Source organism: Pseudomonas trivialis (genome assembly GCF_001439805.1).
Lineage (GTDB): Bacteria > Pseudomonadota > Gammaproteobacteria > Pseudomonadales > Pseudomonadaceae > Aquipseudomonas > Aquipseudomonas trivialis.
This window is the reverse complement of record NZ_JYLK01000001.1, coordinates 81424-94252: the sequence shown is the minus strand read 5'-3', so window position 1 is coordinate 94252 and position 12829 is coordinate 81424. Positions and strand designations below refer to the sequence as shown.

Here is a 12829-nt window from a genome sequence, read left to right as displayed (position 1 = left end):
GCTTTGCGCACCACACACGATCAGGAGTGACCTGTGGAAAAGTTTAAAGGCGCCTTGCTGGTAGGCGCTCTGCGATTGTTTGCCCTGCTGCCCTGGCGCGCTGTTCAGGCTGTCGGCACGGCCATCGGCTGGATCATGTGGAAAACCCCCAACCGCTCGCGCGACACGGTGCGGATCAACCTCGCCAAGTGCTTCCCGGCCATGGACCCCGCCGAGCGTGAGCAACTGGTGGGCCGCAGCCTCATGGACATCGGCAAGTCCCTCACCGAAAGCGCCTGCGCCTGGATCTGGCCGGCGCGGCGCTCCATCGACCTGGTGCGTGAAGTCGAGGGCCTGGAGGTGCTGCACCAGGCGCTGGCTTCGGGCAAAGGCGTGGTCGGCATCACCAGCCACCTGGGCAACTGGGAAGTGCTCAATCACTTCTATTGCAGCCAGTGCAAACCGATCATTTTCTATCGCCCGCCCAAGCTCAAGGCGGTGGATGAACTGCTGCGCAAACAGCGCGTACAGCTGGGCAACCGCGTGGCTGCGTCGACCAAGGAAGGCATTCTCAGCGTGATCAAGGAAGTGCGCAAAGGCGGCCAGGTGGGCATCCCTGCGGACCCTGAGCCGGCGGAATCGGCCGGGATTTTCGTGCCGTTCTTCGCCACCCAGGCGCTGACCAGCAAGTTCGTGCCGAACATGCTGGCAGGCCACAAAGCGGTGGGCGTTTTCCTGCACGCCCTGCGCCTGCCGGATGGCTCGGGCTATAAAGTGATCCTGGAAGCGGCGCCCGAAGACATGTACAGCACCGACACCGCCACCTCCTGCGCGGCGATGAGCAAAGTGGTGGAGCGCTACGTCGGCGCCTACCCGAGCCAGTACATGTGGAGCATGAAGCGCTTCAAGAAACGCCCGCCGGGTGAAGCGCGCTGGTATTGACACAAGGTAGGTACAAAACCAGTGTGGGAGGGGGCTTGCTCCCGCCCACATTGGGTTCAGGTTAAATCTGGCGGTCGAGTTTCTTCAGGAACACCGTCATCTCTTTTTCGGCCTGTTTGTCGCCATGGGCCTGGGCCGCTTCGATGCCCTTTTCCCACGCCAGCCGCGCTGCAGCGCTATCGCCCAAGCCTGCATGGGCCTTGCCCAACAATTTCCAGGCCGCCGAATACTTCGGATCAAACTCAACGCACTTCCGCAAATGCTCCGCCGCTCTGGCGTTGTCCTTCAAGTCCAGATAACCCTTGCCCAAGCCAAAGCGCAGCAGTGAATTATCCACACCCTTGGCCAGCATTTTTTCCAGGGATTCGAGCATCGCAGTCACTCCGTTCGATCAGAAAAAACTCAAGCCCACGTGGAACAACTTCTCCACGTCACGGATATGTTTTTTATCCACAAGGAAAAGGATGACGTGGTCGCCGCTGGCAATCACCGTGTCGTCGTGGGCAATCAGCACTTCCTCGTCGCGAATGATCGCGCCAATGGTGGTGCCTGGCGGCAGGCCGATATCGCGGATGGCCTTGCCGATCACCTTGCTGGACTTCGAGTCACCGTGGGCAATCGCCTCAATGGCCTCCGCCGCCCCACGGCGCAGGGAGTGCACGCTGACGATATCGCCACGGCGCACATGGGCCAGCAAGGTGCCAATGGTTGCCAGTTGCGGGCTGATCGCGATGTCGATATCGCCGCCCTGAATGAGGTCGACATACGCCGGGTTGTTGATGATGGTCATGACCTTCTTGGCGCCCAGCCGCTTGGCCAGCAGCGAAGACATGATGTTGGCTTCGTCATCGTTGGTCAGTGCCAGGAAGATATCGGCGTCGGCGATGTTTTCCTCCATCAGCAGGTCGCGGTCCGAGGCGCTGCCTTGCAGCACGACGGTGCTGTCGAGGGTGTCGGACAGATGCCGGCAACGCGAGGGGCTCATCTCGATGATCTTGACCTGGTAGCGGCTCTCGATGGCCTCGGCCAGGCGCTCACCGATCTGCCCACCACCGGCAATCACGATGCGCTTGTAGGTCTCATCCAGCCGCCGCATTTCGCTCATCACGGCACGAATATTCGCCTTGGCCGCGATGAAAAACACCTCGTCGTCGGCCTCGATCACCGTGTCGCCCTGGGGCAGGATCGGTCGGTCACGGCGGAAGATCGCGGCCACGCGGGTTTCCACATTGGGCATGTGCTCGCGTAACTGGCGCAGTTGATGGCCTACCAGCGGCCCGCCGTAGTAGGCCTTCACGGCTACCAGCTGCGCCTTGCCGCCGGCGAAGTCGATCACCTGCAGGGCGCCGGGAATTTCGATCAGACGCTTGATGTAGTGGGTGACCACCTGTTCTGGACTGATCAGCACGTCTACCGGAATCGCGTCATTGTCGAACAGGCCGGCGCGGGTCAGGTAGGCCGCTTCGCGCACGCGGGCGATCTTGGTTGGCGTGTGGAACAGGGTGTGGGCGACCTGGCAGGCGACCATGTTGGTTTCGTCGCTGTTGGTCACGGCCACCAGCATGTCGGCATCGTCGGCACCGGCCTGACGCAGCACCGTCGGGAACGACGCACGCCCTTGCACCGTGCGAATGTCCAGGCGGTCGCCGAGGTTGCGCAGGCGCTCGGCATCGGTGTCGACCACGGTGATGTCGTTGGCTTCGCTGGCCAGATGTTCGGCCAGGCTGCCACCCACCTGCCCTGCCCCGAGGATGATGATTTTCATCCGGTCACTCCCTTAAAACCGTTCAGCCGCGCGCGGCGGCGATCTTGATCAGTTTGGCGTAGTAGAAGCCATCGTGTCCGCCTTCCTGCGCGAGCAGTTGACGTCCGTGGGGCTGCTTGATGCCGGCCGTGGTGGCCAGGTCCAGCTCGCGCGCGCCGCTGGTGCGCGCAAGAAAGGCCTGGATGACCTCGGTGTTTTCGGTCGGTAACGTGGAGCATGTGGCGTAGAGCAGAATGCCGCCCACTTCCAGGGTCGGCCACAGCGCGTCGAGCAATTGCCCTTGCAGCACGGCCAGCGCAGCGATGTCGTCGGCTTGTCGGGTGAGCTTGATATCCGGGTGACGGCGGATCACACCAGTCGCCGAGCATGGCGCGTCGAGCAGGATGCGCTGGAACGGCTTGCCGTCCCACCAGGTGGCGGTGTCACGGCCATCGGCGGCGATCAGCTCGGCGCTCAGGCCCAGACGCGCGAGGTTTTCCCGCACGCGCACCAGGCGCTTGGCTTCGAGGTCCACCGCGACGACACCGGCCAGGTCTTTTTCAACTTCCAGGATGTGACAGGTCTTGCCGCCGGGGGCGCAACAGGCGTCGAGCACGCGTTGGCCGGGGGCGAGGTCGAGCAGGTCGGCGGCCAGTTGCGCGGCTTCGTCCTGCACGCTGATCCAGCCTTCGGCGAAGCCCGGCAGGCTGCGTACATCGGCAGCCGCTTCGAGCACGATGCCATCGATGCTGTACACACAGGCGGCGGCTGCAATGCCGGCAGCGGTCAGCAACTGCAAATAGGCGTCACGGCTGTGATGGCGACGGTTAACCCGCAGGATCATCGGCGGGTGTGCATTGTTGGCCGCGCAAATGGCTTCCCAGTGCGCGGGCCAGAACGCCTTCAGGGATTTTTGCAGCCAGCGCGGGTGGGCGGTGCGCACCACCGGGTCGTGCTCAAGCTCGGCCAGCAGCGTTTCGCTTTCACGCTGGGCGCGGCGCAGCACGGCGTTGAGCAGCGCCTTGGCCCAGGGTTTTTTCAGCTTGTCGGCGCAACCGACGGTTTCGCCGATGGCGGCATGGGCCGGTACGCGTGTATACAGCAGTTGATAAAGGCCCACCAACAGCAGCGCCTCCACATCAGCATCGGCAGCCTTGAACGGCTTCTGCAGCAACTTGGCCGCCAACGCCGACAAACGCGGCTGCCAGCGGGCGGTGCCAAAAGCCAGGTCCTGGGTGAAGCTGCGGTCGCGGTCTTCCACCTTGTCCAACTGGGGCGGCAGAGAACTGTTCAGCGACGCCTTGCCGTTGAGGACGGCGGCCAAGGCCTTGGCGGCAGCCAGACGAGGGTTCATCGCGCGACCGCCCCAAGGAGGGTGCCCAGGGAAAATTTCTCACGGCGGCTGTTGAACAAGTCACTGAAGTTCAGCGCCTTGCCCCCCGGCAATTGCAGACGGTTCAGGCACAGCGCCTGTTCACCGCACGCGACCACCAGACCGTCCTTGCTGGCGCCGATGATTTCACCCGGCGCGCCCTCGCCTTCGGCCAGGGTAGCGGCCAGCACTTTCAAGGCTTCGCCGTTTAACGTGCTGTGGCAGATCGGCCACGGGTTGAATGCACGCACCAAGCGCTCCAGTTCCACGGCCGGGCGGCTCCAGTCGATGCGCGCTTCGTCTTTGTTCAGCTTGTGGGCGTAGGTAGCCAGGCTGTCGTCCTGCACGTCGCCTTGCAGGCTGCCGTCTGCGAGGCCGGCGATGGCCTGGATCACGGCGGGCGGGCCCAGTTCGGCCAGGCGGTCGTGCAGGCTGCCACCGGTGTCTTCGCCGGTGATGGGGGTAGTGACTTTGAGCAGCATCGGGCCGGTGTCCAGGCCTGCCTCCATGCGCATCACGGTGATGCCGCTTTCGCTGTCACCGGCTTCTACGGCGCGCTGGATCGGCGCCGCACCGCGCCAGCGTGGCAGCAGCGACGCGTGGCTGTTGATGCAGCCCAGGCGTGGGATATCCAGCACTGCCTGCGGCAGGATCAGGCCGTAGGCCACGACCACCAGCAGGTCGGGCTTGAGCGCGGCCAGTTCGGCCTGGGCCTCGGCGTTGCGCAACGTCGGCGGCTGCAGCACGGGAATATTGTGCTCAAGCGCCAGTTGCTTGACCGGGCTCGGCATCAGTTTTTGCCCGCGACCGGCCGGGCGATCCGGCTGGGTGTACACCGCGACAATCGCGTGAGGGCTGGCAAGCAGCGCCTTCAAGTGTTCGGCGGCAAATTCGGGTGTACCGGCAAAAACAATGCGCAGTGGCTCGGTCATGGGAGGTCTCGGTTAAAAACAGTCACAAAAGAAAAAGGCTTGCCGCAGCAAGCCTTTGGAAGGAGGCATCAAGCTTGCTGGCGATGCTTTTTTTCCAGCTTCTTCTTGATCCGGTCACGCTTGAGCGTGGACAGATAATCGACAAACAGCTTGCCGTTGAGGTGGTCGCATTCGTGCTGGATGCACACCGCCAGCAGGCCTTCGGCAATCAGCTCGAAGGGCTTGCCATCGCGGTCCAGGGCCTTGATCTTCACGCGCAGCGGGCGCTCGACGCTCTCGTAGAACTCCGGCACCGACAGGCAGCCTTCCTGGTACTCGCCCATCTCGTCGGTCAGCGGCTCGAACTCGGGGTTGATGTACACCTTCGGTTCGCTGCGGTCTTCGGACAGGTCCATGACCACCACGCGCAGGTGAACATTGACCTGGGTCGCGGCGAGACCGATGCCCGGCGCTTCATACATTGTTTCAAACATGTCATCGACCAACTGACGAACCTTGTCGTCCACTACGGCCACCGGCTTGGCGATCGTGCGCAGGCGCGAGTCGGGAAATTCGAGGATGTTCAAAATAGCCATAAGCGTAATTGCTGCACATGTGAGGTAGAGGCAAATCGGCGGTGGGATGGACCCAGGCAGCCGGTGTGAAACGTTCGAAAGCCGCGAAGGCGCTGACGTTTCACGCGAACGCACATAATAAAGGAGATTCACCCCATGAGGAAATCGCTACTCGTCTTGCTGCTCTGGGCCCCATTTGCCACGGCCCTGATTCCCCCACCAGGCCCACGCCTGGATCACACCACGCAACAGGCCATCCAGCGTTTTTTGTTGCACAACCGCATTTTTGACTCACCCCAGGACCTGGACAACGCACCCTACATCATCGCGGCGGGCGCCGGCCGTGTGTTGGGCGCCAACGATGAACGCGTGCATGCCAGGGGCAATCTGGACCCTTCCCAGCCCATTTACGGAATATTCCGACGCGGCAAGGCCTACACCGATCCTCGAACCCAGGAGTTGTTGGGCGTCAACGCCGACGACATCGGCACTGCGCGTTTTATAACCGCTGGCGACCTCAGCACGCTTGCCGTTCAGCGGATCACTCAGGAGATACGTCCCGGCGACCGCCTGCTCCGCGCACCGTCGGCGATTGCGCTGGAACGCCTGGACGCTGCGCAGCCTGGGCCTTTCATCGAAGGCACGATCATCGATATTCCCAAGGGTGTGACGCAGATCGGCGTACTCGACGCCGTGACCCTGAACAAGGGGCGCCGGGACGGCCTGGTCGAAGGCCAGGTGCTCAGCGTGATCAAAACCGGTGCCAGCGTGCGCGACGTTCTTACCGGCGCGTTAGTGAAGCTTCCTGATGCACGCGCCGGCACCCTGCTGGTGTTTCGCACTTACGAAAAACTCAGCTATGGCTTGGTGCTCAAGGCCTCTCAACCGCTGGCGGTACAGGACCGTTTTGAGACTGCTGCCAAACACAATGAGTAGGTTGCTAAATAAGTTACCAACAGAGTTATCCACATGTTGTTCAGGTCAAGGATGATCCTATGCTCGCAATAAATCGCCATGAAATATCCCCGTCAGAACTGGAAGCAAGGCTGCGTCTGCATCGGCTGCCGGAACTGGGGCCGAAGCGTTTTCACCTGCTGATCGAAGCGTTCGGCTCGGCCTCCAGTGCCATCAGTGCACCGGCCAGTGCCTGGCGTTCACTCGGGTTGCCGGCCAGCAGCGCCGACGCTCGGCGCAGTCCCGAAATCCGTGAGGGCGCCGCTGTGGCATTGGCCTGGCTTGAACGTGCGGGCCAGCATTTACTGATGTGGGACCAACCCGAGTACCCCGCCTTGCTGGCCGAGATCGATAACGCGCCACCGCTGTTATTCGTCGCCGGCGACCCGCTGATCCTGGAAAAACCACAACTGGCGATGGTCGGCAGCCGTCGTGCTTCGCGTCCCGGCATGGACACTGCTGCCGCGTTTTCCCGCAGCCTGGCAAGCGCCGGTTTTGTCATCACCAGCGGCCTGGCCCTGGGCATTGATGGCGCTGCGCATCAGGCCGCACTGGACGTGGGAGGCCAGACAATCGGCGTGCTCGGCACCGGCCTGGAAAATCTTTATCCACAGCGCCACCGACGGCTCGCCGCCGCGATGATCGACCAGGGCAGCGCCGTGGTTTCCGAGTTCCCGCTGGACGCCGGGCCCCAGGCCGGCAACTTCCCGCGGCGCAATCGCATCATCAGCGGTCTGTCCCTGGGGGTGCTGGTGGTGGAAGCGAGCATGGCCAGCGGTTCGCTGATCACGGCGAAACTGGCGGCCGAGCAAGGGCGCGAGGTGTATGCGATTCCGGGGTCCATCCATCATCCCGGGGCCAAGGGCTGTCATCAATTGATCCGCGATGGCGCGGTGCTGGTGGAAACCATTGAGCATATCCTCGAAGGACTACGCGGCTGGCAGGCCTTGTCACGCCCCGCGCCACTGCCGGTCACCCATCCGCTGGTGGCGCTGCTGCACGCCGCGCCGCACACCAGCGAGGCCTTGGCGATTGCCAGCGGACGGCCGTTGTCCCAGGTACTCGCCACCCTCACGGAACTGGAGCTCGAAGGTCAGGTGACCTGCGAAAGTGGGCGTTGGCTTGCGCGCTGCCAGGCTTTGTAGCTGGGTTTTGTAAGGAAGATCGGTAAACTGCGCAGAGCTTTTGTCTGGAGAGTGAGCAAATGGTCAACAGGTGGCGTGTGCTGGAAACCGCACGGGAAATTCGCGCAGGCGCAGTGATTGCCTATCCAACCGAAGCCGTCTGGGGCCTGGGCTGTGACCCGTGGAACGAAGAAGCGGTGGACCGCCTGCTGGCGATCAAGAACCGCTCGGTGGACAAAGGCCTGATTCTGGTGGCGGACACGATTCGCCAGTTCGACTTTCTGTTCGAAGACTTCCCGCAGGATTGGATCGACCGCATGGCCAGCACCTGGCCAGGGCCGAACACCTGGCTGGTGCCTCATCAGGATTTGTTGCCCGAATGGGTGACCGGTGTTCATGACACCGTCGCGCTGCGGGTCACCGATCACCCGCTGGTGCGGGACCTGTGCTCGCTGGTGGGCCCGTTGATCTCCACCTCGGCCAACCCCCAGGGCCGCCCGGCCGCCCGCTCGCGGATTCGCGTGGAGCAGTATTTCCGCGGGCAGGTGGATCGGGTGTTGGGGGGCGCGTTGGGTGGGCGCAAGAACCCGAGCCTGATTCGCAACCTGGTGACGGGCGAGGTGGTGCGGCCTTCCTGAGACCGCGTCGCGCCTATCGCGGGCAAGCCCGCGATGAGGCCCTCAAGGCAACAAAATAGTCGACCCTGTAGTGCGCCGCCCCGACAGCGCTGTCTGCGCCTTCGCCGCCTCCGCCAGCGAATAGCGCTGGTTGATATCAATGCGCACCTTGCCGCTCTTGATCATCGAAAACAGGTCATCGGCCATCACCTGCAAGTCCTTCGCGTTGCCGGCGTAAGTCGCCAGCGTCGGCCGGGTGACATACAGCGAGCCCTTCGCCGACAGAATCCCCAGGTTCACCCCGTCCACGGCACCCGACGCATTGCCGAAGCTCACCACCAGACCCCGTGGCGCCACGCTGTCCAAGGATGTCAGCCAGGTATCCTTGCCCACGCCGTCGTACACCACCGGCACCTTTTTGCCGTCGGTCAGCTCCAGCACACGCTGTGCGACGTTTTCCTTGCTGTAATCGATGGTTGCCCAGGCGCCGAGGGATTTGGCCAGCGCGGCCTTTTCCGGCGAGCTCACGGTGCCGATCAGCTTCGCGCCCAGAGCCTTGGCCCACTGACAGGCCAGGGAGCCCACGCCACCGGCGGCTGCGTGGAACAGAATGGTGTCGCCCGCCTTCACCTCATAGGTCTGGCGCAACAGGTATTGCACGGTGAGGCCCTTGAGCATCGCGCCGGCCGCCTGTTCGAAGCTGATGTCGTCCGGCAGGTGCACCAGGTTGGCGGCCGGCAGCACATGCAGTTCGCTGTAGGCGCCGAGCGGCCCGCTGCCGTAGGCCACGCGGTCGCCCACCTTGAATTGGCTGACTTCGCTGCCCACCGCGTCGACCACGCCCGCGCCTTCTGCACCCAGGCCCGATGGCAAGGCCGGCGGTGCGTAGAGGCCGCTGCGGAAATAGGTGTCGATGAAGTTCAGGCCGATGGCCTCATTGCGCACCCGTACCTGTTGTGGGCCGGGCTCTGCGGGCGTGTAGTCCACGTACTCGAGCACGTCGGGGCCGCCATGGGCGCTGAACTGGATACGTTTGGCCATCTGCACATCTCCTCAGGTTCGAATTCGCGTAGCCTCCTATCGGACTCCTAAGCGTGACCTTCGTCAACTGCGGCGGCGGCAGGTGCAGTGTTATCCTGTGCGCCCATTTGCCGCCGACGCCCCATGGCTTCGCGCTGCTTTGCCCGATTCAAGGTGACCTCATGACTACCCGCACCGAGGCTGTCAAAGCCTACCTGCTCGATCTGCAAGACCGCATCTGCAGCGCTCTGGAAGCTTTCGAGACGGACACTCGCTTTATCGAAGACGCCTGGACCCGGCCTGCCGGCGGCGGCGGGCGCACCCGTGTGATCGAGAACGGTACGGTGATCGAAAAAGGCGGCGTCAACTTTTCCCACGTATTCGGCAGCGGTTTGCCGCCCTCCGCCAGTGCACACCGTCCGGAGCTTGCCGGTCGTGGCTTCGAGGCGCTGGGGGTGTCGCTGGTGATCCACCCGCACAACCCGCATGTGCCGACGTCCCACGCCAACGTGCGCTTTTTCATCGCGGAAAAAGAAGGCGAAGAGCCGGTGTGGTGGTTCGGTGGCGGCTTCGACCTCACGCCCTACTACGGCGTTGAGGAAGACTGCATCCACTGGCACCGCGTGGCCGAAGAAGCCTGCGCGCGGTTCGGCGCGGACGTGTACCCGCGTTACAAGGCCTGGTGCGACACCTACTTCCACATCAAGCACCGCAACGAGCCGCGCGGCATCGGCGGGCTGTTCTTCGATGACTTGAACGAGTGGGATTTCGACACCTGCTTTGCGTTCATGCAGGCCATCGGCAATGCCTACATCGACGCCTACCTGCCGATCCTGCAGCGCCGCAAAGCCATGGCGTACACGGAGCAGCAGCGCCAATTCCAGGAATTCCGCCGGGGCCGTTATGTCGAGTTCAACCTGGTCTACGACCGTGGCACCCTGTTCGGCCTGCAATCGGGTGGGCGCACCGAGTCGATCCTGATGTCGTTGCCGCCGCAAGTGCGCTGGAGCTATGACTGGAAAGCCGAGGCCGGCAGCGAAGAAGCGCGCCTCACCGACTACTTCCTGCAGGACCGCGACTGGCTGGGCATTGCGCCGCCCAAGGCAGCACTGTGATGGACCGTTATGTGGTGTTCGGCAACCCCATCGGCCACAGCAAGTCGCCGTTGATTCACCGGATGTTCGCCGAGCAGACCGGCGAGCAGTTGGACTACAGCACCCTGCTTGCGCCGCTGGAAGATTTTGCCGGCTGTGCCCGTGAGTTTTTCCTGCAGGGGCGGGGCGCCAATGTCACCGTGCCGTTCAAGGAAGAGGCGTTTCGCCTGGCCAACAGCCTGACCGAACGAGCGCGGCGCGCCGGTGCGGTCAACACCCTGAGCCAACTGGGCGATGGCACCTTGCTGGGCGACAACACCGATGGCGCCGGCCTGGTGCGCGACCTCACGGTCAACGCCGGGCTGGCGCTGCAAGGCAAGCGCATCCTGTTGCTGGGTGCCGGTGGCGCGGTGCGTGGTGCGCTGGAGCCGTTGCTGGCCGAGCGACCCGCCTCGTTGATCATCGCCAACCGCACCGTGGAAAAAGCCGAATCCCTCGCCGAGCTGTTCGACGACCTGGGCCCGGTGTCGGCCAGCGGTTTCGATTGGCTGCGTGAGCCGGTGGACGTGATCATCAACGCCACCTCGGCCAGCCTGTCAGGCGATGTACCGCCGATTGCGGGCAGCCTGATCGACCCGGGCAGGACGTTCTGCTACGACATGATGTATGCCCAGCAGCCTACTGCGTTCTGTCGCTGGGCCAGCGAACACGATGCGGCGATCGCGATGGATGGCCTGGGCATGCTGGTTGAGCAAGCGGCCGAAGCATTCTTCCTGTGGCGCGGTGTGCGCCCGGATTCGGCGCCGGTGCTGGCTGAACTGCGCCGACAGTTGGCCTGACACCCCTCCAGTTATGGGAGGGGCTCAGTCTTCGAAATGGAGGGGGCAACGCTCGGCGCCTTCCAGCTTTCTCAGCTCCTCTACCACCTGGGGCCGAGCCCGGCGCAAGGTCAGGCTGCGTCCCAACCCCTGCAACCGCCGTGCTTCCTGGTGCAGCATCTCCACCCCCGAATAGTCGATGAAATTGATCTGTTGCGCCTCGATCACCACCCGCTTCCCCGCGAGTCGTTGCAGGCGCACTTGCAGGTAATGGCTGGCGCCAAAGAAGATCGAGCCGCCCACCCGCAGCACATCATCTTCACCGTCGCGCCAGTGCTGGACGCTGGGTTGTGACGTGCGCTTGAGGTAAAAAAACAGCGAGGCCAGCACCCCCGCGTAAATGGCCGTCTGCAACTCCAGCAGCAAAGTCGCCAGCAGTGTCAGGCTCATCACCACGAATTCCGCGCGACTGACCCGGAACAACGCGCCAATGGCGCGACGGTCCACCAGGCCCCAGCAAATCAGCAGAATGCTCGCCGCCATGCTCGGGATCGGGATCCGGGCGATCAACGCCGCGCCAAACAACGCGAACAACGCCACCCACAGCGCCGAAAATACCCCGGCCAGTGGTGAGCAGGCGCCCGCCTCAAGGTTGAGGCCCGAGCGCGTGAAGGAACCGGCCGACAAATAGCCGGAGAAAAATCCGCCGACCATATTGGATAAACCCTGCGCACGAACTTCCTGGTTGGCATCGAGCAATTGCTGCGAGCGCGCCGACAAGGCGCGCGCAATCGACAGGCTGGTCACCAGCCCCAGCATGCCCACCGCCACGGCGCCGGGCAGCAGGCGCAGAATCACGTCCAGGTCCATCGGCAGCGGGCTGAACGGTGGCAGCTTGCCGATAAACCCGCTTACCCGCGCTACGTGCCCGAACATCGCCGGCCACAGCCACGCGGCCAGGCTGCTCAGGGTCAGCGCGATCAACAGCGTCGGCCAGCGCGGCACCCGGTACTTGAGCAACGCGCCCAGCAGCAAGGTGCCGAGGCCCAGGATGAGCGAGGCGTGGTCCCACTCGCCGCGATGTTCGATCAGCGCCAGCAGGCTGTTGAGGGCGGTGGTCTGGCTCGGCAACTCAAGCCCCAGCAGGTTGGGCAGTTGCCCCAATGCGATGACCACGGCGGCGCCGAGGGTGAAACCGAGCACCACGGAGTGCGAGACGAAATTCACCAGCGCACCGAAGCGCAGCAGGCCGAGCAGCCACTGGAACACGCCAGCCAGGAACGTCAGCAGCAGGATCAGGCCGATGTAGTCACGCGAGCCGGGTACGGCCAATGGGCTGACGCTGGCGTAGAGCACGATGGAAATCGCCGCCGTGGGCCCGCAGATCAGGTGCCAGGACGAACCCCACAGGCAGGCGATCAGCACCGGGATGATTGCTGCGTACAGGCCGTATTCGGGTGGCAGGCCGGCGATCAGTGCGTAGGCAATCGACTGTGGCAAAGCAAGTACGGCGCCGCTGAGACCGACCAGGGCGTCCCGTCCGACGCTCGCGCGCGTTTGCTTCGCCAGCCAGGCGAGGAAGGGAAAGAGTGTGTAGCGAGTGGGCCGGGGCATCTGTAACTCGGCTTGAAAGGTTCGACTCAAGATTATCAGCACCCACAGGCCCATTCCCACAAAGG

General features: G+C 63.5%; 13 protein-coding genes. 6 read left to right on the top strand and 7 right to left on the bottom strand.

Annotation, left to right across the window (positions count from 1 at the left end):
* The first annotated feature begins 33 nt into the window (after window positions 1-33).
* The gene (locus TU79_RS00450; protein WP_057006231.1) at window positions 34-921 is read left to right on the top strand and encodes a lysophospholipid acyltransferase; all 888 of its coding nucleotides are present in this window, start codon (window positions 34-36) and stop codon (window positions 919-921) included.
* A 61-nt stretch (window positions 922-982) separates the two neighbouring features.
* On the opposite strand, the gene TU79_RS00445 is transcribed toward TU79_RS00450, so the two are convergent.
* The 5 genes from TU79_RS00445 to def all read right to left on the bottom strand — a co-directional run bounded on the left by TU79_RS00445 (window position 983) and on the right by def (window position 5544).
* On the bottom strand, window positions 983-1294 hold the full coding sequence (locus TU79_RS00445) for a hypothetical protein (protein WP_057006230.1): 312 nt from the start codon (window positions 1292-1294) through the stop codon (window positions 983-985).
* Between the two features lie 18 nt (window positions 1295-1312).
* Window positions 1313-2686 carry a Trk system potassium transporter TrkA gene (gene trkA / locus TU79_RS00440; protein ID WP_057006229.1) on the bottom strand — a complete coding sequence of 458 codons (1374 nt, stop codon included), beginning with the start codon at window positions 2684-2686 and terminating at the stop codon, window positions 1313-1315.
* Window positions 2687-2708: 22 nt separating this feature from the next.
* On the bottom strand, window positions 2709-4019 hold the full coding sequence (gene rsmB, locus TU79_RS00435; RefSeq protein ID WP_057006228.1) for a 16S rRNA (cytosine(967)-C(5))-methyltransferase RsmB: 1311 nt from the start codon (window positions 4017-4019) through the stop codon (window positions 2709-2711).
* The gene (fmt, locus tag TU79_RS00430) at window positions 4016-4969 is read right to left on the bottom strand and encodes a methionyl-tRNA formyltransferase (RefSeq protein WP_057006227.1); all 954 of its coding nucleotides are present in this window, start codon (window positions 4967-4969) and stop codon (window positions 4016-4018) included. Before fmt ends, rsmB begins: the two co-directional genes overlap by 4 nt.
* Before the next feature lie 68 nt (window positions 4970-5037).
* Window positions 5038-5544, bottom strand: a complete 507-nt coding sequence (gene def, locus TU79_RS00425) for a peptide deformylase (RefSeq protein ID WP_003233625.1) — start codon at window positions 5542-5544, stop codon at window positions 5038-5040.
* A gap of 135 nt (window positions 5545-5679) precedes the next feature.
* On the opposite strand from def, the gene TU79_RS00420 reads away from it, so the two are divergent.
* The 3 genes from TU79_RS00420 to tsaC are packed head-to-tail and all read left to right on the top strand — an operon-like array spanning window position 5680 to window position 8239.
* On the top strand, window positions 5680-6459 hold the full coding sequence (locus tag TU79_RS00420) for a hypothetical protein (protein ID WP_057006226.1): 780 nt from the start codon (window positions 5680-5682) through the stop codon (window positions 6457-6459).
* 59 nt (window positions 6460-6518) lie between these two features.
* Window positions 6519-7622: a DNA-processing protein DprA gene (gene dprA / locus TU79_RS00415; protein WP_057006225.1), complete on the top strand. Its 1104-nt coding sequence runs from the start codon at window positions 6519-6521 to the stop codon at window positions 7620-7622.
* 59 nt (window positions 7623-7681) lie between these two features.
* Entirely contained in the window at window positions 7682-8239 is a 558-nt protein-coding gene (tsaC, locus tag TU79_RS00410; protein WP_057006224.1) for an L-threonylcarbamoyladenylate synthase type 1 TsaC, read from the top strand.
* Window positions 8240-8281: 42 nt separating this feature from the next.
* Here the strand turns inward: tsaC and TU79_RS00405 are convergent, their stop codons facing one another.
* Window positions 8282-9259, bottom strand: coding sequence for an NADPH:quinone reductase (locus tag TU79_RS00405; RefSeq protein ID WP_057006223.1), 978 nt, complete (start codon window positions 9257-9259; stop codon window positions 8282-8284).
* A gap of 161 nt (window positions 9260-9420) precedes the next feature.
* Between TU79_RS00405 and hemF the strand changes: the two genes are divergently transcribed.
* Both hemF and aroE read left to right on the top strand, forming a co-directional pair.
* A complete protein-coding gene (hemF, locus tag TU79_RS00400) occupies window positions 9421-10353 on the top strand; it encodes an oxygen-dependent coproporphyrinogen oxidase (RefSeq protein ID WP_057006222.1) in 933 nt (310 codons plus the stop codon).
* Window positions 10353-11171, top strand: a complete 819-nt coding sequence (gene aroE, locus TU79_RS00395) for a shikimate dehydrogenase (protein ID WP_057006221.1) — start codon at window positions 10353-10355, stop codon at window positions 11169-11171. Before hemF ends, aroE begins: the two co-directional genes overlap by 1 nt.
* Window positions 11172-11195: 24 nt before the next feature.
* On the opposite strand, the gene TU79_RS00390 is transcribed toward aroE, so the two are convergent.
* Entirely contained in the window at window positions 11196-12764 is a 1569-nt protein-coding gene (locus TU79_RS00390) for a SulP family inorganic anion transporter (RefSeq protein WP_057006220.1), read from the bottom strand.
* Window positions 12765-12829 lie beyond the last annotated feature (65 nt).